Genomic DNA, 20,430 nt, shown 5'->3' with positions numbered 1-20,430 from the left:
GATGGGTTTTACGTATAACCTCACCCGTCAACCGCCCCGCCACCAGCCACCAGCCACCAGCCACCGGCGACCGCCACCGTGGTCCGCCCGCTTCCGAAAGGCACCGATGAGACGCCTCGCCCTGGTCACCCTCGTCGTCGACGACTACGACGAGGCGATCCGCTTCTACACCGGGGCCCTGGGCTTCCGCCTCGTCGAGGACACCCCGCGTCCGGACGGCTCCCGCTGGGTCGTCGTCGCCCCGGGCGAGGACGACGACGCGGGTGCCCTGCTGCTGGCCCGTGCCAAGGGGGACACGCAGCGGGCCCGCGTCGGCGACCAGACCGGCGGACGCGTCGGCTTCTTCCTGCACACCGACGACTTCGCCCGCGACCACGCCCGGATGCGGGCGGCGGGCGTGACCTTCCTGGAGGAGCCGCGCCACGAGCCGTACGGCAGCGTCGCCGTCTTCCAGGACCTCTACGGCAACCGCTGGGACCTGCTCCAGCCCGCCGCCCCGTGACCCTGTCCCGCACCCCCTCACCCGCCCTTCACCTGCCGAGGAAAGACCGCCCATGACCGCCGCGCGCATCGATACCGAGACCCTCCGCAGCCTGCCCAAGGCCGTGCTGCACGACCACCTCGACGGCGGCCTGCGCCCCGCCACCGTCGTCGAACTCGCCGAGGCGGCCGGCCACACCCTGCCCACCACCGACCCCGACGAACTGGCCGCCTGGTACGTCGAGGCCGCCAACTCCGGTGACCTCGTCCGCTACATAGCCACCTTCGAGCACACCCTCGCCGTGATGCAGACCCGCGAGGGGCTGCTGCGCACCGCCGAGGAGTACGTGCTCGACCTGGCCGCCGACGGCGTCGTCTACGGCGAGGTGCGCTATGCCCCCGAGCTGAACACCAACGGCGGTCTGAGCCTGCGCGAGGTCGTGGAGACCGTGCAGGAGGGCCTGGCCGCCGGTATGGCCAAGGCGGCCGCCGCCGGTACGCCCGTCCGGGTCGGCACCCTGCTGTGCGGCATGCGGATGTTCGACCGCGTCGCCGAGGCCGCCGACCTCGCCGTCGCCTACCGTGACGCGGGCGTCGTCGGCTTCGACATCGCCGGGGCCGAGGACGGCTTCCCGCCCGCCGACCACCTGGCCGCCTTCGAGCACCTGCGCCGCGAGAGCGTGCCGTTCACCATCCACGCCGGTGAGGCCCACGGACTGCCCAGCATCCACCAGGCCCTCCAGGTGTGCGGCGCCCAGCGGATCGGGCACGGCGTGCGCATCACCGAGGACATCGTGGACGGCAAGCTCGGCCGGCTGGCCGGCTGGGTGCGCGACCGCCGCGTCGCCCTGGAGATGTGCCCGACCTCCAACCTCCAGACGGGCGCCGCCGACTCGATCGCCGGGCACCCGATCACCGCGCTGAAGGACCTCGGCTTCCGGGTCACCGTCAACACCGACAACCGGCTGGTCTCCGGCACGACGATGACCCGGGAGATGTCCTTGCTGGTCGAGGAGGCGGGCTGGGGCGTCGAGGACCTGCGCACGGTCACGGTGAACGCCGTCAAGAGCGCGTTCCTCCCGTACGACGAGCGCAAGGCCCTCATCGAGGACGTGATCCTGCCCGGCTACGCGTCCGCGCTCTGAAGCAGCCCCTTGACGTAGGCGGCCTGTCCGACGTGCTGGAGATCGTCGGACAGGACGCTCACCAGGCGCACGCCCAGCGTGACCGGCGGGTCCCAGCGCTCGTCCACGACCTGTTCGAGGTCCTTGGCGGCCAGGCCGCGCAGCGCGCCCAGGCTCTGCTCGTGCACGGCGTCGTAGTACCCGGCCAGCAGGTCCGGTGACGCCACCTTGACCTCGGCCACCTGCTCGGGGCTGTGCCCGTAGCCGGTGTCCAGACGCGGCAGGCCGAGGCCGAAGCGCTGCTCCCAGTCCTGGGCGAGCCACGCCTGCTCCAGGCCGAAGGCGTCCGCGACATGGTCGTCCTGGACCCGGGTGAGGTGCCACAGCAGCCACGCCACGGAGTTGGCGCCGGGCGCGGGCACCGCGTTGAGCTGCTGTTCCGTCAGACCGTCGAGGACCGCGTGGACCTCTTCCCGGATGCGGCTGTGGCCGTCGATGAGGATGTCCTTGGCATGCATACGTCCACCATCGCGCATCCGGCGCTCTCACGCGTCCGCGACCCAGCTTCCGTGGAAGCCGAGCGGCACGCGGCCGGGCAGGTGCACCCGGGCCACCGGCCTGCCGGTGAAGTCCTGCGCGGCGAGGATCAGCAGGTCGGCGGCGCCCCGGTCCGGGTTGTGCACATAGGCGAGGGCGTACCCGTCGTCCTCGGCGGCCCGCCGGTCCGCCGCGTCGCGCGGCACGAACACCGCCTCGCCCGCCGCCGCGCCGGTCGGCAGCCGGTGCACCTGGGTGCACCCGCGCAGCAGGTCGTGCTTGATCAGCTCGTTGGAGAAGGCGCGGTCGGGCGGGTTGCCGTCCGGCGTCTGGTAGGCCAGCATCATGTCGGCCGCCGCGGCCGAGTAGCCGTAGCGGTGCCGCCGGGACACCAGCGCCTCGTTCACCCGGGGGAACTCCTGCGGCCTGCCGTCCACGGTCACCCGGCGCACTTCGCCGCGGTGCGGGTCGACCGTCCAGCGCTCCAGGACCGGGTCGCCCGCCCCGTACGGACCGCCCGAGCCGAGCCCGGCGGGGTAGAAGGGCGCCGGATAGACCGTCAGGTCGACGATCACACGGCCGCCCTCGTCGTAGGCGTTCAGCGTGTGCGAGTAGTAGGCGGGGTCCGTTCCGATCCAGGTCACCTTTCCCCCCGCCCGGGGCAGCAGTCCCACCCGCATGGGGTGCTTCCGGTTCCAGATGTAGGGCACCAGGTCGCCGCGCTCGGCGCCCGCCGGGTCGAAGGTGACCGGTGCGTCGATGATCACGACGTACTTCTCGGTGAGCGCGAAGTCGTGCAGCATCGGCGCGTCCGCCACCGGGATCCGCGTGGTGCGCGAGACCCGGCCCGCCGGGTCGACGACCAGGTGCCGCACATGGTCCCAGGTCGGGTAGTACGTGATGGCGTGCAGTTCGCCGGTGTGCGCGTCGAACTTGGTGTGCGCGGCGAACGCGCCCTCCAGGGAGCCGCGGAAGTCGTAGGTGCCCACCGTGTCCAGCTCGCCGTCCAGCTCGTACGGCAGCGGGCCGCCCTCCTGGAGCGCGAGGATCCGCCCCCGGTGCCCGATCACATGGGTGTTGGCCGGGAAGTCGTCCGGCGGCACCGGGCCCGGGTAGGGCTCCCCGAGCTTCTTCGCCACCTGCGAGGAGCGCACCCACCGGTTGCGGTACCACTCGGCGCGCCCGTCGCGCAGCCGCACCCCGTGCACCATGCCCTCGCCCTGCATCCAGTGGTGCGCCCGCGGGTCCTCCAGGCCCAGCGCATTGGGGCCGTTGCGCAGGAAGCGTCCGTTCAGCTCGCGCGGGACGCGGCCGGTGACCGGCAGGTCGAAGGCCGTCAGCTCCTCGGTGACCGGGGCGAATGCTCCTTCGAAGAAGGGGAAGTGACGCTCCGCCTGCTGCCGGTCCGCGGCGGCTGCCGGGCTCGCCGGGAGGGCCGGTGCGCCCAGCAGGCCCGCCGTCGCCGCGACCGCCGCACCGCCGCGCAGTACGTTGCGCCGTGTGTGTTCCGCCATCGTCCTTGCTCCTGAACGCCGTTGCCGTGAGGACGTTCCTGAGTCTGCCGCGCGGCGGCGGTGCGATCAGGAGGGCTGGAACCCCGTCGGGGGTGTAGCCAGCCCCCCTGTTCCCGGGGAACCGAGCAGCGCGATCAGCGCACGGGCGGCCGGACTCGTGGCCTGCTCGGCGGGGAGCAGCGCGACCGTCTCGTACCGCGTGCCCTCGGCGCCCTCGAACGGCAGCGCGGTGAGCGAGGGCCGCTTGTGCCGGAAGTGCCGGGGCACCACCGCGATGCCCAGGTCCTCGTCGACCAGGTCGAGCAGGCTGTGCACGTCGTTGACCTCCAGGGCGACCGTGCGCCGCACACCGGCGAGGGCGAAGGCCGCGTCCGTGGTGCGGCGCGGGCCCCAGTCCGGGTGGAAGTCCACGAACACCTCGCCGCACGCCTCCTCGGGGGTGAGCGGGGCGCCCGCCGCCGCGAACCGGTGCCCGGGGTGGCACAGCACGGTCATCGGCTCACCGGCCAGCGGCACCGCACGCGGCCGGTCGCCCTCCGGCTGGGTCCGGTAGGCGAACGCCAGGTCCAGCCGGCCCGCCGCCACCCCCTCGGCCAGCGCCCCCGAGCCCGCCTGCCGCAGCCGGACCTCCACATCCGGATGGCGCCGCCGGAACGCGGCGAGCAGCCCCGCCACATGCACCCCGGCGATGCACTGCTCGGTGCCCAGCGACAGCGTGCCGCGCAGCACGCCCTGCACCGCGGCCACCGCCTCGTGCGCGGACCGGACCTGCGCGAGGATCCGCTCCGCCTCGCCGAGCAGCGCGCGCCCGGCCTCGGTGAGGGTCACCCGGCGCGTGGTGCGCACGAACAGCGGCGCCCGCAGCTCCCGCTCCAGCGCCCGGATCGACGCCGACAGACCCGACTGCGAGACCATCAGCCGCTCCGCCGCCCGGGTGAAGTGCTGGTCCTCGGCGACGGCGACGAAGTGCTGGAGATGGCGCAGTTCCATGACTGAGAAGCGTAATCGCTGAATCCGATCGGATTCTCCTGTTGGACCGCTGCCCGCCGCTCGCGCGAGAGTGGGATTCCGGTTCCGCACCCGGAGGAAGCTCCGCGCCCGGAGGAACCGGTCACCCCGTGCCCCACCCCTCAGGGAGTCGTGTTGTACACCGCCCACCCCGACCGCTACGCCGACCTGCCCTACCGGCGCACCGGACGCAGCGGACTGAAGCTGCCCGCGCTGTCGCTCGGCCTGTGGCACAACTTCGGCCCCGACCGCCCGGCCGCCACCCAGCGGGCCATCCTGCGCCGCGCCTTCGATCTCGGGGTCACCCACTTCGACCTGGCCAACAACTACGGCCCGCCGCCCGGCGCCGCCGAGAGCGCGCTCGGCGAGGCGCTGCGCGCCGACTTCGCGCCGTACCGCGACGAACTGGTGATCTCCACCAAGGCCGGCTATCTGATGTGGCCGGGTCCGTACGGCGAATGGGGCTCGCGCAAGTACCTGCTGTCCTCGCTCGACCAGAGCCTGCACCGCATGGGCCTGGACCACGTCGACATCTTCTACTCGCACCGCTTCGACCCGGAGACTCCCCTGGAGGAGACGATGGGCGCCCTGCACTCGGCGGTGCAGCAGGGCAAGGCGCTCTACGTCGGCGTCTCCAACTACTCCGCCGAGCAGACCCGCGAGGCCGCCCGCATCCTCGGGGAGCTGGGCACCCCGCTGCTGATCCACCAGCCCCGCTACTCGATGCTCGACCGCCGTCCCGAGGACGAGGGCCTGCTCGACGCGCTCGACGAGCTCCGGATCGGCTCCATCGCCTACTCCCCGCTGGAGCAGGGCCTGCTCACCGGCCGCTACCTCGACGGCATCCCCGAGGACTCCCGGGCGGCGAGCGACAGCCCCTTCCTGAACTCGGACGCGGTCACCGGGGAACTGGTGGGCAGGCTGCGCGCGCTGAACGAGATCGCCGCCTCCCGCGGCCAGACGCTGGCCCAGCTCGCGCTGGCCTGGGTGCTGCGCGGCGGCCGGGTCACCTCGGCGCTGGTCGGCGCCAGCAGCCCGCAGCAACTGGAGGACAGCGTGGCGGCGGCCCGCAACCTCGGCTTCGACGCGGACGAACTGGCCCGGATCGACGCCATCGTGCGCCCGTAGCGCGCAGCGCGCCGGTGTACGGCGGCCGTCCGCTCCCCGGAGGCGGACGGCCGCCGCGTCGTGTGCCGGGGCTCCCGGCACGCCGTTCAGGCCCCGGCGGGCACCCGGTCGAGGAAGCCCAGCACGGACCTGATGCGGCCCTCGCCGTCCAGGGTGACCACGTCGAACCCGGCGACCGGGGCGGAGCCGTCCGCCTCGCTCACCAGCTCCCAGGAGAAGCGCGCCGTGTCGTGGTGGCCGTCCACGGCGCCGCTGAGCCGGAAGACGAACCCGGGGAACTGCTCGTGCGCCCCCGTGATCAGGGCCGCGATCTGCTCGTGGCCGCGCACCTCGGCCAGCGGGTCGGTGTAGCTGCCGTCCGGCGTCCAGGCGGCGGCCACCGCCTTGCCCAGGGCCTCGGGCCCGCTCGCGTTCCATGCCTCCAGGTAACGGGCGGCGGCGCTCTCGTAACGGTCGGTCTGCGCGGACATGGGAAATCAGCCTCCATCGAGGGCGTCGGTTCTGGTCGGGACCCGGACCCCGGTGACCGGTGATCCGATGGCTCCACCCTGCCCGGTCTGCGGCGCAGCGGTCGATTACCCGGGAGGTCATGCCGGAGCGGCGGCGAGGGCGCGCGATTCTGGCCATGCGACACGCGGAATATGCCAGGAGACTGGCCAAAAAGTCATGGTGACACTGTTTCAGGAGTCAACATACTCGACCTCAGGGGCGCACCATCGCACAGGAGCCGTACGGGGAGCCAGGCAAGAACAGCACGCGGACCACCCGACGGGGGAGGAGCAGTGCACGACGAATTCCTGTGCCATGTCACCGGTTACGGCGTGTGCGGCGGCCGCCGCATCGGCGTACCGCTCGGCACCTACCGGGCGCCCACCCTGGCCCTGGCCCTGTGGTGGCTGCGCGACCGCGCCTCCTGGATCGCCGAACGCCTCGACCCCCTCCCCGGCACCCCGTACGTCCCGCCGGGCGCCCTCGTCCCGGTGCCGGACACCGTCCCCGACGTCCCCGGGATCCTGCGCGCCTGGTGCGCCGACCCCCTCCGGCAGGAGCAGGTGGCCGACGAACTGGCCGGCGGCCGGCTGGTGCGCATCGCCGCGGGCGACGAGACCACCGAGTACGAACTGCTCGCCGAGTCGGTGGACGCCCTGCGCATGCAGCGCACCATCCCGGCGCTCCTGCTCCCGATGGGCTGACCGGCCGCCGCGCACCCGGCGGCGCCCGCGCACAGCGGACGTACCCGGACTACGCCGGCCCGGCCGCCCTGCGGCGCCGCACCCACCGGGCCGCCGGGGCGCCCGCGAACCCGGCGGCCAGGCCCCACAGCGCGGCCAGACCCAGCGCGCCCCACAGCCGGGGCCGCAGCAGCAGCTCCCCGGACAGCCTGCCGCCCACGTCCCCGATGCCCAGCAGGGACAGCCCGTAATGGGCCGAGATCCGGCCCGCCAGACAGACCGTCAGCACCGTCAGCACCAGACCGGCCGCCATGCGCAGGGCGTGCTGCCACGCCCGCGGCGGATCCGGGGGCAGATACGCCGCCAGGAACGCGGCGGCCGGCAGCAGCACCACGTCCGCGACCAGCAGCCACCAGACACGGCCGTCGTGCTCCGCGAGCGTGCCCAGGTTCAGCGTGGACACGTCCGGTGTGCGCAGCACCTCTTCCAGCACCCGCGGCACCGGAAGCCCGAACGGCCCGTCCACCCGGCCGTTCCAGGTGGCGCCCAGACCCAGCGTGAAGGCGAGCCAGGCCAGGTTGGGCAGACCGAGCAGGATCAACGCGAAGGTCCGCGCCGGATGCCCCCGGGTGCCCGCCACCACCAGCGCGACGACCAGCGCCACGGCGACGTACACCAGCAGCAGCGCGACCAGGGCGTGCGCCACCCGCCGCACCCGGGCCGCGAACCACGGCGGCCGCGCGGGCACCGGCGCGCTCCGGGCCGCCAGCAGCGCCAGGGCCAGCACACCCGCCAGCCACAGCAGCCCGAAACCGAGGGTAGGCAGCACCCGGGTGGTGAACCCGACCTCCGGTTCGGCGCCGAAGAGCCGGCCGACCTCCCCGAGCACCCCGTCCCCGAGGTCCACGGCGAACCGCTGCCGGGCGGCGAACGCCAGACCGGCCAGCCCCGCCAGCCACAGCACGGCGATCCGCACCGCCCAGCCGGCCGGCTCCCGCGCCCCGAGGGCCGCCCGGCCGCGCAGCGGGCGCAGGAAGCCCGCGCCGAGCACGAGCGCGCCCACCAGGGTCACCGACAGGGGCATCACCGTGATCCCGGCGTGCGTCTGCGCCAGTGCCCCCGCGTTCCCCGCCAGCCGCATGCTCCCGCCGACCGCCGTCACCACCGTCGCGGCGGTCACCCGGCCGAAGGCGTTGTCGGGCAGACCGGTGGCGCCCGCCGCCCACAGCCCCAGCGCGGCCACCGCCAGCATGGAGACCAGCGCGGCCAGCACCACGGCGAGGGCCGCCGCCCAGCCGTGAGGGGGGACGGTCGGCGAAACGGAGGACGGCGGCGGGCTCACGGTGCCACGCTAAGCAGCGGCCCCGGTGGCGCGCCCCCCGGAAGGTCCGTCCGCGTCGCCGTGCGGTCCGGACCGCACGGCGAAGACTGGCGGGCGCGGCACTGGGTATCAGCACTGATGCAGTAACGTCCGGTCGTACCGGCTTCCGAGAGAGAAACGCATGATCGATGACCCGGGCGGGGCAGTGATACCCACTGGTGTCGACATCCCCGTGGAACCGCTGCGGCGGGCTGCCCACTACACCGGTGAACCCGGCTGCATCGCGGACGCGCGCTCCTTCGCCGCGCTCTTCCTCGACCAGCTCAGGAACGAGTGGTGCGCCGAGATCGGCCGCCGCTCCGAGGAGGCGCTGCTGCTGGTCGTGAGCGAGCTGGTCACCAACGCCGACCGGCACAGCCAGGGCCCGTACATCCTCGAACTGGAGGGCACGGACGGCGCGGTGTCCGTCTGCGTGTACGACAGCAGCGCCGCGCTGCCGCGGCGCTATCCGCGCGACCCCGAGCGGATCGGGCGGCACGGTCTGGAGATCGTGCACGCCCTCGCGGCCGAGGTCGGCGCCGAGCGGGTCCCGGTGGGCAAGCGGGTGCGGGCCGTGGTGCCCCTCGGAGGCGACTGAACCGCGACGGGACACGGACGCCCGGTTCCTTCCCTTCGTCCCGTTCTCCTCCTGCTGCGGGCCGGCGATTCACCCAGGGCGAAATGCCGCCCCCTTCCGCGGACGGCCAGGGCTCCTAGGCTGAAGCGGTGACCGACCAAGCGCCGAACCAAGCCCGTGTCGTCCCGCTGCGTCCGCAGGCCGCGCGCCCGGCGGCCGCCCGGCCCGCGGCCGCCCGCGCCCTGCCCGGCCGCCCCGCCGCCGCGCATCCGGCGCCGGGCCGCCCCGTGCCGAGCCGCTCTGCGCCCGGCCGTCCGGGAGCGGACCACCCGGCCCCCGACCGCCAGGTGCCCGGCCGCCCGTCCGCGCCGGCTCCGGCCGGGCGGCCCGAGCCCGCCGCCGCCCGCGAACCGCTCTGGCGCGACCTCGTCGGCGACGTCCTGCGCCGCGAACGGCTGGCCCAGGAGCGGACCCTCAAGGACGTCGCCGACGCCGCGCGGATCTCCATGCCCTATCTGTCGGAGATCGAGCGCGGACGCAAGGAGGCGTCCTCGGAGGTGCTGGCCGCCGCCGCCCAGGCCCTCGGCCTCGGTCTCGGCGGCCTGCTGGCCCGGACCCAGGGCGAGCTGGCACGGCTCACCTCCCGGGCCGTCGGCCGCGGCACCTCCGCCCGGCCGGTCACCTCGGCCACGTCGGTCACCTCGACCTCCGCGGTGTCCGCGGCGCCCGCCTCGCGCGTCGACGGGCTGTGCCTGGCAGCCTGACCGTCCGGTCCCACCGCCCGGCCCGGCGCCTCAGACCGTCGCGAGGCGCCGGGTCAGCACCTGGTCGGCCAGGCCGTACGCCACCGCCTCCCGGGCGGTGAACACCTTGTCGCGGTCCATGTCGGCGCGCAGGGACGCGGCGTCGTGGCCGGTGTGCCGGGACAGCACTTCCTCCACCTGGGAGCGGATCCGGACCATCTCCTTGGCCTGGAGCGCCAGGTCCGAGACCGTACCCTGCCGGCCGCCGCTGGCAGGCTGCCCGAGCAGCACCCGCGCGTGCTCCAGCACGAACCGGCGCCCCGGGTCCCCGCCTGCCAGCAGCACCGCCGCCGTGGAGGCGGCCTGCCCCACGCAGAACGTGGAGATGGGTGACTGCACGAACGTCATCGCGTCGTAGATCGCCATGAGCGAGGTGAAGGAGCCGCCGGGCGAGTTCAGATAGATCGCGATCTCGTGGTCCGGGTTCGCCGACTCCAGATGGAGCAGCTGCGCGATGACGACGTTGGCCACCCCGTCGTCGATCTCCGTGCCCAGGAAGACGATCCGCTCGTTCAGCAGCCTGCTGAACACGTCGTAGGACCGCTCGCCCTGCGCCGTGCGCTCGACCACGTACGGAACCGTGTACGACCCCATGGTCACCACCCCGCCCGTCGCCGCGCGGCGGGGCGGACGTCGGCCAGCGACTCCACCACCTGGTCCACCATCCCGTACTCCCTGGCCTGTTCCGCGGTGAACCAGCGGTCCCGGTCGCCGTCCCGCGCGATGGTCTCCTCGCTCTGCCCGGTGTGCTCGGCGGTGAGGCGCTCGATGGTCCGCTTGGTGTGCTCCAGGTTCTGCGCCTGGATCTCGATGTCCGCGGTGGTGCCGCCGATCCCCGCCGACGGCTGGTGCATCATGATCCGCGCGTGCGGCAGCGCGAACCGCTTGCCGCGCGTGCCCACGGTGAGCAGGAACTGCCCCATGCTCGCCGCGAACCCCATGGCCAGCGTGGACACGTCGTTGGGGACGAGCCGCATCGTGTCGTAGATGGCGAGGCCCGCGCTGACGGACCCGCCGGGGCTGTTGATGTACAGGCTGATGTCGGCGCGGGGGTCCTCGGCCGACAGCAGCAGCAACTGGGCGCAGACCCGGTTGGCCGACACCTCGTCGACCTGGGTGCCCAGGAACACGATCCGCTGCGCGAGCAGCAGGCTCGCCAGATGGTCGTCGAAGCGGCTGGGCGGCGTCTCGCCGTCCTGGGCGCGCGGGGGCGGGGCGGTGTGTGGAGTCATCGCGTCTCCTCCTCGTGGTGGGGATGCCGTCGGCTCCACTGTCGGCCGTGGGCGGGGCGCGGCGGCCCTTTCTCTGCCGGTGGCAGATTCGCCACGGGCAGAGCGGACCGGGCCGCCGCTGCCCGGGGCGGGTCCCGGCGGAGGATCCGGGGGGGCCGGGGAAAAGAAGTCCCGGCCGGGCGATGAGTTCCGGGGCGCGGCGCGGTCGATACAGACGACCGCGTTCCCGCACCCCAGGAGGAGACCCGTGAGCACCGAAGGATTCACCACCTGCCTCTGGTTCGACGGCACGGCCGAGGAGGCCGCCCACTACTACGTCTCGGTCTTCAAGGACTCGGGCATCGGCCGGATCACCCGCTCCACGGAGGCCGGGCCCGGCCCCGCCGGTTCGGTGGTCGCCGTGGAGTTCACCGCCCACGGCCACCGGTTCGTGGCGCTCAACGGCGGCCCGCAGTTCACGTTCAGCGAGGCGATCTCCTTCCAGATCCACTGCGCCGACCAGAAGGAGGTCGACCACTACTGGTCCAGGCTCACCGACGACGGCGGCGAAGCGGGCCCGTGCGGCTGGCTCAAGGACCGGTACGGGGTCTCCTGGCAGGTCGTGCCGGACGGGCTCGTCGAGATGATCGGCGACCCCGACCCGGAGAAGGCGGCCCGCACCACCCGGGCCATGCTGGCGATGGGCAAGCTCGACATCGCCGCCCTGCGGCGGGCCCACGCGGGGGAGTAGCGGCCGGCCGCGCGGTGCGGGCCGTCTCGGCGCGCGGCCCACCGCCGCTCTGGCTAGCGTGAGAACCCGTACGCACGCGCGCCCATGCGCCCGTGCCCGCGCGCCCGCGCACGCACCCGTCACCGAACCGGAGAGGGCGGCAGCCATGCCCGTACGACCTGAGGGAACCCCCTGCTGGGCCGACGCGATGTTCAGCGACGTCGAGGCGGCCAAGACCTTCTACGGCGAGGTCCTGGGCTGGACCTTCGGCGAGTCCTCCGCGCGGTTCGGCCACTACACGCAGGCGTACGCGGACGGCGGGGCCGCGGCTGCCGTCGTCCCGCCGATGCCCGGCCAGGAGGGGCAGCCGCAGTGGTGCCTGTACTTCGCCTCGCCCGACGCGGAGGCCACCGCGCGCCGGATCCGCGAACACGGCGGCGAGGTGCTCCTGGAGCCGATGCGGGTCGGTGACTTCGGCACCATGTGCCTGGCCCGCGAGCCCAGCGGCGCCGTGTTCGGCGTGTGGCAGAGCGGCACCCACGAGGGCTTCGGGGCCACCGGCGTCCCCGGCGCCTACTGCTGGGCCGAACTCTTCACCCGCGAGCCGGAGAAGGCGGACGCCTTCCTCACCTCCGTCTTCGGCTACTCCGCGCGGCGGATCGAGGACGAGGCGATCGACTTCAGCGTCTACGACCTGAACGGTGAGACGGTGCTCGGCCGGATGCGGATGACCGACGACTTCCCGCCCCAGGTGCCCTCCTATCTGAACGTGTACTTCACGGTCGCCGACTGCGACGCCGCGGTGTCCGCCGCGACCCGCCTCGGCGGCGCGGTGCGCTTCGGCCCGACGGACACCCCCTTCGGCCGGTTCGCGGTGCTCGCCGATCCTCAGGGCGCCCTCTTCTCCGTGATCGACATCACCCGCGCCCAGGGGGAGAAGCCGCAGGTCAAGGACGCTTCCTAGGCACTTCACGGGCGACGGCACGAGGCCGGCCCGGACCGTGGCATCATCGAGCCCATGCGTGAACGAGTGGTGGCCGCGTGCGACGGGGCCTCGAAGGGCAATCCGGGACCGGCGGGCTGGGCGTGGGTCGTCTCCGACGACGCCGGGACCGCGGCCCGCTGGGAGGCCGGTGCGCTCGGCACCGCCACCAACAACGTCGCCGAACTGACCGCGCTGGAGCGGCTGCTCGCGGCCACCGACCCGGCCGTGCCGCTGGAAGTGCGCATGGACTCGCAGTACGCGATGAAGGCCGTCACCACCTGGCTGCCCGGCTGGAAGCGCAACGGCTGGAAGACGGCGGCGGGCAAGCCCGTCGCCAACCAGGAGCTGGTCGTACGCATCGACGCCCTGCTGGAGGGGCGCCCGGTCGAGTTCCGGTACGTGCCCGCCCACCAGGTCGACGGCGACCCGCTCAACGACTTCGCCGACCGCGCCGCCAGCCAGGCAGCCCGCGTGCAGGAACCGGCCGGCAGCGCCCTCGGCTCCCCGGAGCCCCCGGCCTCGCCGGACACCTCCAAGGCCGCGCCCCGCCGGAAGGCACCCGCCCGCCGCGCCGCGGGCGGCGGCTCCACCGGCTCCGCGCGCACCATCAAGGCGAAGTTCCCCGGCCGCTGCCTGTGCGGACGCTCCTACGCCGCCGGCGAGTCCATCACCAAGAACGACCAGGGCTGGGGCCACCCGGAGTGCCGCACCGCGCAGGTGTGAGCGGCGCGGGCCACGAGAGGGCTCATGACGGTGCGTGATCGCGCGCACCGTCTCTGTTACCTTTCGTTGCCCATCGACCGCTCTCGGTAGTCCTCAGGGGTGTGCGTGAAGGTCGCCTGCGTCGGCGGCGGGCCCGCCGGCCTGTATCTGTCCGTCCTGCTCAAGCGGCAGGACCCGTCCCACGACATCACCGTCCACGAACGCAACCCCGAGGGCTCCACCTACGGCTGGGGCGTCACCTACTGGCAGGGGCTGCTCGACCTGATGCGGGCGCACGACCCCGAGTCGGCCCGCGCCGTCGAGGCGCACTCCGTCCGCTGGCGCGACGGCGTCGCCCACATCGGGGACCTCACCACCCGGCACCGCGGCGACGAGGGCTTCGGCATCGGCCGGCACCGGCTCCTGGAGATCCTCACCGACCGGGCCCGCGCCCTCGGCGTACGGGTCGAGTTCGAGAGCCGGGTCACCGCCGCCGACCCGCCCGCCGCCGATCTGGTGGTCGCCGCCGACGGCGTGCACAGCGCGCTGCGCGACCGGCACGCCGACCACTTCGGCACCCGTCTCCACCTGGGCCGCAACCGCTACCTCTGGCTCGGCACCACCAAGGTCTTCGACGCCTTCACCTTCGCCTTCGTACACAGCGCGCACGGCTGGATCTGGTGCTACGGCTACGGGTACGGCGCCACGCACAGCACCTGCGTCGTCGAGTGCGCCCCGCAGACGTACACCGGTCTCGGCCTCGGCCGGCTTCCCGAGGCCGACGCGCTCGCCCTGCTCGAAGGGCTCTTCGCCGGGGTGCTCGACGGGCACCGGCTGACCGGCCGCGGCACGGACGGCGCCGGCAGCCCCTGGCTCGCCTTCCGCACCCTCACCAACCGCACCTGGTACCGGGACAACCTCGTCCTGCTCGGCGACGCCGCCCACACCACCCACTACTCCGTCGGCGCGGGCACCACCCTCGCCCTCCAGGACGCGATCTGCCTGGCCGGGGCGCTGCGCACACACCCCGGCCTCCCGCAGGCCCTCGCCGCCTACCAGCACGAACGGCAGTCGGCCCTGCTGCCCGCGCAGAGCGCGGCCCGGCACAGCGCCCAGTGGTACGAGAACCTGCCCCGCTACATCCACCTGCCCCCGCACCGGATGTTCGCGCTGCTCGGCCAGCGCCACTCGCCGCTGCTGCCGTACGTCCCGCCGCAGCTCTACTACGGCCTCGACAAGGCGACCGGACGGCTGACGGCGCTGCGCCGCCTCAAGCGGTGGCTCGGGCCCAGGCTCGCGCGGACGGCGCAGGCGCGCTCCCTGAGCCGCTGAACCACCGGTCCGCCGGGCCGGGTGACAGCCGCCGGTCCGCCGGGCCGGGTGACACACTGACGCCATGAACGAACGTGAATTCGGCAGGTCGCACCAGCACGCCTCGGTTGTCGGGCTCGGCACCTGGCAACTGGGCGCCGACTGGGGCGACGTCGACGACAAGGAAGCCCTCGCCGTACTGGAGGCGGCGGCCGAGTCGGGGGTGACCTTCTTCGACACGGCCGACGTCTACGGCGACGGACGCAGCGAGCAGACCATCGCCACCTTCCTGGGCTCCCGCCCCGACCTGCACGTCCTGGTCGCGACCAAGATGGGCCGGCGCGTCGAGCAGATCCCCGAGAACTACGTCCTGGACAACTTCCGCGCCTGGAACGACCGTTCGCGCCGCAACCTCGGCGTGGACCGGATCGACCTGGTGCAGCTGCACTGCCCGCCGACGCCCGTGTACTCCAGCGACGAGGTGTTCGACGCGCTCGACACCCTCGTCGAGGAGGAGCGCATCGCCGCGTACGGCGTCAGCGTGGAGACCTGCGCCGAGGCGCTGACGGCGATCGCCCGGCCGAACGTGGCCAGTGTGCAGATCATCCTCAACCCCTTCCGCATGAAGCCGCTGAACGAGGTGCTGCCCGCCGCGCGGGAGGCGGGCGTCGGTGTCATCGCACGCGTCCCGCTCGCCTCCGGCCTGCTGTCGGGCAAGTACACCAAGGACACCGTCTTCCCCGCCAACGACCACCGCACCTTCAACCGGCACGGTGAGTCGTTCGACCAGGGCGAGACCTTCTCCGGCGTGGACTGGGCCACCGGCGTGGAGGCCGCCGCCGAGTTCGCCGCGCTGGCCCCCGAGGGCTGCACCCCCGCCCAGCTCGCCCTGCGCTGGATCGTCCAGCAGCCCGGCGTCACCACCGTCATCCCCGGCGCCCGCTCCCCGGAGCAGGCCCGCGCCAACGCCGCCGCCGGCAAGCTCCCGCCGCTGCCGCGGGAGACCCTCACGGCGATCCGCGACCTGTACGAGCACCGGATCAAGGACCAGGTCGAAGGCCGCTGGTAGCCACCGGCCGCCGTACGCGCCGATTCCGCCCGGCGCGTACGGCGGCCACGGGAAGGATCTTCGCCGTCCGGGGAACACGCCAGGAAGGAGGCCCGGCGGCCGGGGGCCGGGACCACGGGCACCGGAGGCGGTCTGATGGCGACGGAGCGGGCGGCTGAGACACGTCGGCGCCGGGGGCGGGACGAGAGCGAGGAGGAACGGGCCGACCGCATGTGGGTCGAGCTGATCCAGGAGGTGCGGGTCGCCCAGACCGGCGTGCAGATCCTCTTCGGCTTCCTGCTCACCGTGGTCTTCCAGCCCAAGTACGCCACGCTCGCCCCCGCCGACCGGACCATCTACATCGTGACGGTCGTCCTGGGCGCCGCCGCGACCGGCGCCCTCATCGGCCCGGTCTCCCTGCACCGCCTGGTCTCCGGGCGCCGGGTGAAGCCCGAGGCCGTGCGCTGGGCGTCCCGCATGACCTTCGTCGGCCTGCTTCTGCTGCTGGCCACCATGACCTCCTCCCTGCTGCTGGTCCTCAGGGTGGCGACGCACGACGGGTTCGTGCCGTGGCTGGTGGCCCCGGTGGTCGGCTGGTACCTGCTGTGCTGGTTCGTGCTGCCCCTGTGGACCAGACGGCGCCACACCTCGCGGTGAGCCGCCCGCCGGTGAGCGCCGGTCAGGCGAAGGCGTCCCGCAGCGCGGGCAGCAGCGTCTTCGCCGACCAGCCGAGGAACGGCTCCTGGCTCGCCCCGCCGATCTGCACCAGCGCGACCTCGGTGAACCCGGCCTCCGCGTAGGGCCGTACGGCCTCCACGAACGCCTCCGGGTCGTCGCCGCACGGGATCGCCGCGGCCACGTCGTCCGGGGTGACGAACTGGGTGGCCTGCTCGAAGGAGTCCGGGTGCGGCAGCTCGGAGTTCACCTTCCAGCCGCTGCCGAACCAGCGGAACTGGTCGTGCGCCCGCGCGACGGCCGCGTCCCGGTCGGTGTCGTAGCAGACCGGGAGCTGTCCGACGCGCGGCTTGCCCTGCCCGCCGTGCCGGTCGAACGCCTCCAGCAGCTCGGCCTTCGGCTCGGTGGCGATCACCAGGTCGGCGAGGTGCCCGGCCAGCTCGCAGGACTGCTCGCCGGAGACGGCGACACCGATGGGCGGCGGCTGGTCCGGCAGGTCCCACAGCCGGGCCGACTCCACGTCGAAGTGCGCGCCGTGCCGGGTCACATGGCCGCCCTCGAACAGCGCCCGGATGATCTCGACGGCCTCCTCCAGACGCTCGTGCCGTACGTCCACGGTGGGCCAGCCGCCGCCGACCACGTGCTCGTTGAGGTTCTCGCCCGCGCCGAGCCCCAGCCGGAACCTGCCCTGCGCCAGCAACTGCACCGTGGCCGCCTTCTGCGCCACCACCGCCGGGTGGTAGCGGAAGGTCGGACAGGTCACGTACGTCATCAGCGGGATCCGCGAGGTCGCCTGGGCGGCCGCGCCCAGCACACTCCACGCGTACGGCGCGTGCCCCTGGGAACGCAGCCACGGAAAGTAGTGGTCCGAGATCACCGAGAAGTCAAAACCGGCCTCCTCGGCACCCACCACGTGCTCCACCAGCTCCCGGGGGCCGGCCTGCTCGGTCATCATCGTGTATCCGATCTGCACCATGGCGCCCGAGTCCCCGGCCCGCGCCCCCGGAAACGGCCCGCTCCGCCCCCGCTCAGCGCAGCCCGAAGCGGTCGGCCCAGGCCATGATGTCGCCGGTCGCCGCGTTGCCGCCGCACACCACGAGGCCGAGCCGGGCGTCGGCGCCGACCCGCTCGCGCACCTGCCGGGCGGCCGGCAGCAGACAGCCGGCCGCGGGCTCCGCCCACACCTTGGCGTGCTCGGCGAGTTCGAGACAGCCCCGCACGGCCTCCGCGTCCGGCACCACGAGCACCTCCTCGACCAGGGCCGCCGCGTGCTCGTACGTCAGCTCCGACACGGCCGGGGCGCTCAGCGTCGTGACGACCGAGGACAGCGCGACCGGTACCGGACCGCCCGCCGCCAGCGCCCGCGACAGGGCCTCGGCGCCCTCCGTCTCCACGCCCCACACCCGCACCCCGGGCCGCAGCGCCCGCAGCGCGCTCGCCACACCGGCGATCAGCCCGCCGCCGCCCACGCTGACCAGCACGTCCGTGAGCGGACCGGCGTCCTGGGCGAACTCCAGGCCCACGGTGCCCTGCCCGGCGATCACCACCGGATCGTCGAAGGGGTGCACGAGCGTCAGTCCCTCGTCCCGCAGCCGCGCGGCCGTCGCGAACGCCTCGTCCATGCCGTCGGCCAGCCGCAGCGTCGCCCCGCTCTCCTCCGCGATCCGCAGCGAGCGGGCCGGGGCCGAGCGGGGCATGACCACCGTGGCCTTCACCTCCAGCGCGGCGGCCATCACCGCGAGCGCGATGCCGTGGTTGCCGCCGCTGACGGCCACCACGCCCGCCGCGCGCTCCGCCTCGCTCAGCGAGAGCAGCTTCGCCGTCGCGCCGCGCGCCTTGAACGAGCCGGTGCGCTGCAACAGCTCCAGCTTCGCGGTCACCGGGGCACCGAGCAGCGCGGACAGACCCGGGCTCGGCACGGTCGGGGTGCGCACCACATGAGCGGCGATCCGCTCGGCCGCGCTGTCGATCTCCGAGATGCCGATCACGGCGGTCCACCCTTCCGGCGCGGGGGCTGGGGTCCGCGCCACCCCGACCCTCACCCGCCGGGGCACCGCAGGTCAATCGGCGTCCACCGCCGCCCGCGCCCGGGGCGGCTCAGTGCTGCTGCGCCTTCTGCGGGGTCGCCTCGCTGGGCCGCACGATGACATGGCCCTCGCCCTGGAGCATCAGCTGCACGGCCTCGCCGGAACCGCCGCGCAGCATGGAGCCGACGGACTGCGAGCGGTGCAGCGACGTCTGGAGGCGGGCGGTCCAGCCGACGACCGCGTCGGTGTCGACGTACACCGGCAGCTCGGGCGTCACCGGTATCACGAGCGGATTGCCCTCGCAGGCGAGACCGAGCGTGCCCTGCCCGGTGAAAACGGTGTTGAACAGTCCGCCGCCCGCGATGCCCGAGCCCTTGACCGTCTTGATCTGGTACGCCAGCGACGCGTCGAAGCACAGGACGTTGCGCCCGTTGACGGTGAACTCGTCACCGCCGTCGAGATGGACGAGGAAGCAGTTCTGCGCCTCGTGCGCGAACCATGCCTCGCCCTGCCCGCGCACCGACATCAGCGGCAGGCCCTCCCCGGTGACCGCGCGCTTGAGCATGCCGCCCACGCCCTGGCCCTTGCGCTCGAACTGGAGGCTGCCGCGCCAGGCCACCATGGCGCCCTGGCGGGCCAGCATCTCCCCGTTCACCACATAGCGGATGCACTTGGCGTTCTCGACGGACATGCCCGGCGCGGTCGCGGGCCGCACCACGTGCTCTTGCGAAAAAAGGTCACCTTGCATGGGGGCATCCTGGCCCGGAACGCGTGCCTCCGCCAAGATCGGCGGAAAACGGGTTCACCGCACCCGGGCCGGCTTGCCGCAGAACACCGGCTCCAGCGTGCGCAGCATGGTCGCCTGCACCGCGCCGTTGTTGGAGGTGTTGACGACCGCCGTGTAACTGCGCAGCCCGTCCTCGCCGGTGAAGGCGTAGGTGTAGAAGCCCTGCACCGCCCCGGTGTGCCCGTACACGGAGATCCCGCAGGACAGGTCGCGGCGGCGCAGCCCGAGCCCGTAGCCCTGACCGGTGCCCGCCGGGAACCAGCGCCGCATCTCGGCCAGCCCCGCGGCGGGCAGCAGCCGGCCGCCGAGCAGCGCCGAGAGGAAGGTGTTCAGATCACGGGCGGAGGAGATGAGCGCGCCCGCGCTCTGGGCCCATGACACCGTCTGCTCGGTGGCGTCCACCAGGGCGCCCCCCGGCTCGTCCGGGGTGAGGTAGCCGTGCGCGTGGCGCCCGGGGATCGCGGTGCCCGGGTGCACGTAGAAGGTGTCGGCCAGTTTCAGCGGTCCGATGATCCGGTCCTCGTACGCGGCGCGCACCGGCTCGCCCGTCAGCTTCTCGATGAGCAGCCCGGCCACGACGTAGTTGGTGTTGGAGTAGGAGTAGGCGGCGCCGGGCGTGCCGGTGAGCGGGTGCCGCAGGGACCGCTCGACCAGCTCGCGCAGGGTGAAGACCTTGGTGCGCACCGCCTCGAAGCCGGGCACGGTACGGGCGAACAGGTCCTCGGTGTAGTCGTACAGACCGCTGCGGTGGCTGAGCACGTGCCGTACGGTGATCCGCTCGTCGGGCAGCAGGCCGGGCAGGTAGTGGTCGACGGACGTGTCGAGCCGCAGCCTGCCCTCGGCGACGAGCTGGAGCAGGACGACGGCCGAGAAGGTCTTGGTGACACTGCCGATGCGGACCCTGTCCGCGGTGTCCATGGCCTCGGAGTCCGCGCGGTCGGCGACGCCCTCGGCGAGCCGGTGCACGGTGGCCGGGCCGTCGTAGGACGTGCGGTGGTCGTCGATCCGTGCCGCGGCGCCGGGCGCGCCCTGACCGAGCGCGGTGCGCAGGAGCGCGTCCAGACCGGCCGTGTCCGGGGCGGGCGTGGGAGCGGTGACGCGGGTGTGGGCGGGCGGTGCCGCGGCCCGGGTCCCCGGCGGGCCGGCCGCCGCCCGCGCCGGTCCCGCGAGCAGGCCCAGCGCCAGCGACCCGAGCACCGCGCCCGTGCACATCGTCCGTGCGGCCATACGATCCGGCTCCGTCCTCGTCGG

Annotated in this window: 23 protein-coding genes; 12 read left to right on the top strand and 11 right to left on the bottom strand. The window is 73.6% G+C overall.

All coding sequences use genetic code 11. The annotated features are described in order from the left end of the window. Nucleotides 1-106 precede the first annotated feature (106 nt). Together R4Z62_RS02625 and R4Z62_RS02620 are read left to right on the top strand one after the other, a co-directional pair. Nucleotides 107-502, top strand: coding sequence for a VOC family protein (locus tag R4Z62_RS02625; protein WP_064531220.1), 396 nt, complete (start codon nucleotides 107-109; stop codon nucleotides 500-502). Nucleotides 503-554: 52 nt separating this feature from the next. Further along, nucleotides 555-1,625, top strand: a complete 1,071-nt coding sequence (locus R4Z62_RS02620) for an adenosine deaminase (protein WP_355482738.1) — start codon at nucleotides 555-557, stop codon at nucleotides 1,623-1,625. On the opposite strand, the gene R4Z62_RS02615 is transcribed toward R4Z62_RS02620, so the two are convergent. The 3 genes from R4Z62_RS02615 to R4Z62_RS02605 all read right to left on the bottom strand — a co-directional run bounded on the left by R4Z62_RS02615 (nucleotide 1,607) and on the right by R4Z62_RS02605 (nucleotide 4,645). Beyond that, nucleotides 1,607-2,122, bottom strand: a complete 516-nt coding sequence (locus tag R4Z62_RS02615) for a mycothiol transferase (protein WP_491519002.1) — start codon at nucleotides 2,120-2,122, stop codon at nucleotides 1,607-1,609. The two genes, R4Z62_RS02620 and R4Z62_RS02615, sit on opposite strands and share 19 nt — an antisense overlap. A 27-nt stretch (nucleotides 2,123-2,149) precedes the next feature. After that, nucleotides 2,150-3,655 (bottom strand): carotenoid oxygenase family protein, encoded by a 1,506-nt coding sequence (locus R4Z62_RS02610; protein ID WP_491519001.1) that lies wholly within the window; start codon nucleotides 3,653-3,655, stop codon nucleotides 2,150-2,152. A gap of 66 nt (nucleotides 3,656-3,721) precedes the next feature. Beyond that, complete coding sequence (locus R4Z62_RS02605; RefSeq protein ID WP_382852143.1) at nucleotides 3,722-4,645, bottom strand: LysR family transcriptional regulator; 924 nt, start codon at nucleotides 4,643-4,645, stop codon at nucleotides 3,722-3,724. A gap of 153 nt (nucleotides 4,646-4,798) precedes the next feature. Here R4Z62_RS02605 and mgrA point away from each other — a divergent pair, with 153 nt between their 5' ends. Next, complete coding sequence (gene mgrA / locus R4Z62_RS02600; RefSeq protein WP_064537197.1) at nucleotides 4,799-5,791, top strand: L-glyceraldehyde 3-phosphate reductase; 993 nt, start codon at nucleotides 4,799-4,801, stop codon at nucleotides 5,789-5,791. 86 nt (nucleotides 5,792-5,877) lie between these two features. Here mgrA and R4Z62_RS02595 read toward each other — a convergent pair whose 3' ends face one another. Beyond that, nucleotides 5,878-6,261 (bottom strand): nuclear transport factor 2 family protein, encoded by a 384-nt coding sequence (locus R4Z62_RS02595; protein WP_018569409.1) that lies wholly within the window; start codon nucleotides 6,259-6,261, stop codon nucleotides 5,878-5,880. A gap of 312 nt (nucleotides 6,262-6,573) precedes the next feature. Between R4Z62_RS02595 and R4Z62_RS02590 the strand changes: the two genes are divergently transcribed. Next, nucleotides 6,574-6,984, top strand: a complete 411-nt coding sequence (locus R4Z62_RS02590) for a hypothetical protein (protein WP_064531215.1) — start codon at nucleotides 6,574-6,576, stop codon at nucleotides 6,982-6,984. A 49-nt stretch (nucleotides 6,985-7,033) separates the two neighbouring features. On the opposite strand, the gene R4Z62_RS02585 is transcribed toward R4Z62_RS02590, so the two are convergent. After that, nucleotides 7,034-8,305 (bottom strand): streptophobe family protein, encoded by a 1,272-nt coding sequence (locus tag R4Z62_RS02585; RefSeq protein ID WP_491519000.1) that lies wholly within the window; start codon nucleotides 8,303-8,305, stop codon nucleotides 7,034-7,036. Between the two features lie 160 nt (nucleotides 8,306-8,465). Between R4Z62_RS02585 and R4Z62_RS02580 the strand changes: the two genes are divergently transcribed. After that, entirely contained in the window at nucleotides 8,466-8,921 is a 456-nt protein-coding gene (locus tag R4Z62_RS02580) for an ATP-binding protein (RefSeq protein WP_064531213.1), read from the top strand. Nucleotides 8,922-9,049: 128 nt separating this feature from the next. After that, the gene (locus R4Z62_RS02575; RefSeq protein ID WP_491518999.1) at nucleotides 9,050-9,664 is read left to right on the top strand and encodes a helix-turn-helix domain-containing protein; all 615 of its coding nucleotides are present in this window, start codon (nucleotides 9,050-9,052) and stop codon (nucleotides 9,662-9,664) included. A 30-nt stretch (nucleotides 9,665-9,694) separates the two neighbouring features. Here the strand turns inward: R4Z62_RS02575 and R4Z62_RS02570 are convergent, their stop codons facing one another. Then, nucleotides 9,695-10,297, bottom strand: a complete 603-nt coding sequence (locus R4Z62_RS02570) for a ClpP family protease (RefSeq protein ID WP_064531212.1) — start codon at nucleotides 10,295-10,297, stop codon at nucleotides 9,695-9,697. A gap of 2 nt (nucleotides 10,298-10,299) precedes the next feature. Continuing rightward, nucleotides 10,300-10,935, bottom strand: a complete 636-nt coding sequence (locus R4Z62_RS02565) for a ClpP family protease (protein WP_064531211.1) — start codon at nucleotides 10,933-10,935, stop codon at nucleotides 10,300-10,302. A 247-nt stretch (nucleotides 10,936-11,182) separates the two neighbouring features. Between R4Z62_RS02565 and R4Z62_RS02560 the strand changes: the two genes are divergently transcribed. The 6 genes from R4Z62_RS02560 (at nucleotide 11,183) to R4Z62_RS02535 (ending at nucleotide 16,347) form a co-directional block, all read left to right on the top strand. After that, nucleotides 11,183-11,665, top strand: coding sequence for a VOC family protein (locus R4Z62_RS02560; protein ID WP_064531210.1), 483 nt, complete (start codon nucleotides 11,183-11,185; stop codon nucleotides 11,663-11,665). A gap of 145 nt (nucleotides 11,666-11,810) precedes the next feature. Beyond that, a complete protein-coding gene (locus tag R4Z62_RS02555; protein ID WP_491518998.1) occupies nucleotides 11,811-12,608 on the top strand; it encodes a VOC family protein in 798 nt (265 codons plus the stop codon). A gap of 54 nt (nucleotides 12,609-12,662) precedes the next feature. After that, a complete protein-coding gene (locus R4Z62_RS02550) occupies nucleotides 12,663-13,352 on the top strand; it encodes a ribonuclease H family protein (protein WP_491518997.1) in 690 nt (229 codons plus the stop codon). A 99-nt stretch (nucleotides 13,353-13,451) separates the two neighbouring features. Continuing rightward, nucleotides 13,452-14,663 (top strand): FAD-dependent monooxygenase, encoded by a 1,212-nt coding sequence (locus tag R4Z62_RS02545; protein WP_491518996.1) that lies wholly within the window; start codon nucleotides 13,452-13,454, stop codon nucleotides 14,661-14,663. 64 nt (nucleotides 14,664-14,727) lie between these two features. Next, a complete protein-coding gene (locus R4Z62_RS02540; protein WP_064531206.1) occupies nucleotides 14,728-15,711 on the top strand; it encodes an aldo/keto reductase in 984 nt (327 codons plus the stop codon). A 135-nt stretch (nucleotides 15,712-15,846) separates the two neighbouring features. Then, entirely contained in the window at nucleotides 15,847-16,347 is a 501-nt protein-coding gene (locus tag R4Z62_RS02535) for a DUF6328 family protein (protein ID WP_064531205.1), read from the top strand. Between the two features lie 22 nt (nucleotides 16,348-16,369). Here R4Z62_RS02535 and R4Z62_RS02530 read toward each other — a convergent pair whose 3' ends face one another. The 4 genes from R4Z62_RS02530 to R4Z62_RS02515 all read right to left on the bottom strand — a co-directional run bounded on the left by R4Z62_RS02530 (nucleotide 16,370) and on the right by R4Z62_RS02515 (nucleotide 20,391). Then, nucleotides 16,370-17,341: an LLM class F420-dependent oxidoreductase gene (locus tag R4Z62_RS02530; RefSeq protein WP_064531204.1), complete on the bottom strand. Its 972-nt coding sequence runs from the start codon at nucleotides 17,339-17,341 to the stop codon at nucleotides 16,370-16,372. Nucleotides 17,342-17,393: 52 nt separating this feature from the next. Further along, the gene (locus tag R4Z62_RS02525; RefSeq protein ID WP_064531203.1) at nucleotides 17,394-18,353 is read right to left on the bottom strand and encodes a threonine/serine dehydratase family protein; all 960 of its coding nucleotides are present in this window, start codon (nucleotides 18,351-18,353) and stop codon (nucleotides 17,394-17,396) included. 109 nt (nucleotides 18,354-18,462) lie between these two features. Then, the gene (locus R4Z62_RS02520) at nucleotides 18,463-19,140 is read right to left on the bottom strand and encodes an AIM24 family protein (protein WP_064531202.1); all 678 of its coding nucleotides are present in this window, start codon (nucleotides 19,138-19,140) and stop codon (nucleotides 18,463-18,465) included. 54 nt (nucleotides 19,141-19,194) lie between these two features. Beyond that, nucleotides 19,195-20,391, bottom strand: coding sequence for a serine hydrolase domain-containing protein (locus R4Z62_RS02515; protein ID WP_491521828.1), 1,197 nt, complete (start codon nucleotides 20,389-20,391; stop codon nucleotides 19,195-19,197). Nucleotides 20,392-20,430 lie beyond the last annotated feature (39 nt).

Source organism: Streptomyces sp. PL-25, from assembly GCF_058344915.1.
Note: the sequence above shows the minus strand (reverse complement) of the source record. Positions and strands in the feature narration are given on the sequence as shown.

Coding starts and splice junctions, on each gene's coding strand:
- R4Z62_RS02595 (WP_018569409.1), bottom strand. CDS start 6,261: ATGTCCGCGCAGACCGACCGTTACGAGAGCGCCGCCGCCCGTTACCTG.
- R4Z62_RS02615 (WP_491519002.1), bottom strand. CDS start 2,122: ATGCATGCCAAGGACATCCTCATCGACGGCCACAGCCGCATCCGGGAA.
- R4Z62_RS02515 (WP_491521828.1), bottom strand. CDS start 20,391: ATGTGCACGGGCGCGGTGCTCGGGTCGCTGGCGCTGGGCCTGCTCGCG.
- R4Z62_RS02580 (WP_064531213.1), top strand. CDS start 8,466: ATGATCGATGACCCGGGCGGGGCAGTGATACCCACTGGTGTCGACATC.
- R4Z62_RS02610 (WP_491519001.1), bottom strand. CDS start 3,655: ATGGCGGAACACACACGGCGCAACGTACTGCGCGGCGGTGCGGCGGTC.
- R4Z62_RS02535 (WP_064531205.1), top strand. CDS start 15,847: ATGGCGACGGAGCGGGCGGCTGAGACACGTCGGCGCCGGGGGCGGGAC.
- R4Z62_RS02530 (WP_064531204.1), bottom strand. CDS start 17,341: ATGGTGCAGATCGGATACACGATGATGACCGAGCAGGCCGGCCCCCGG.
- R4Z62_RS02625 (WP_064531220.1), top strand. CDS start 107: ATGAGACGCCTCGCCCTGGTCACCCTCGTCGTCGACGACTACGACGAG.
- R4Z62_RS02555 (WP_491518998.1), top strand. CDS start 11,811: ATGCCCGTACGACCTGAGGGAACCCCCTGCTGGGCCGACGCGATGTTC.
- R4Z62_RS02620 (WP_355482738.1), top strand. CDS start 555: ATGACCGCCGCGCGCATCGATACCGAGACCCTCCGCAGCCTGCCCAAG.
- R4Z62_RS02565 (WP_064531211.1), bottom strand. CDS start 10,935: ATGACTCCACACACCGCCCCGCCCCCGCGCGCCCAGGACGGCGAGACG.
- R4Z62_RS02605 (WP_382852143.1), bottom strand. CDS start 4,645: ATGGAACTGCGCCATCTCCAGCACTTCGTCGCCGTCGCCGAGGACCAG.
- R4Z62_RS02540 (WP_064531206.1), top strand. CDS start 14,728: ATGAACGAACGTGAATTCGGCAGGTCGCACCAGCACGCCTCGGTTGTC.
- R4Z62_RS02570 (WP_064531212.1), bottom strand. CDS start 10,297: ATGGGGTCGTACACGGTTCCGTACGTGGTCGAGCGCACGGCGCAGGGC.
- R4Z62_RS02550 (WP_491518997.1), top strand. CDS start 12,663: ATGCGTGAACGAGTGGTGGCCGCGTGCGACGGGGCCTCGAAGGGCAAT.
- R4Z62_RS02520 (WP_064531202.1), bottom strand. CDS start 19,140: ATGCAAGGTGACCTTTTTTCGCAAGAGCACGTGGTGCGGCCCGCGACC.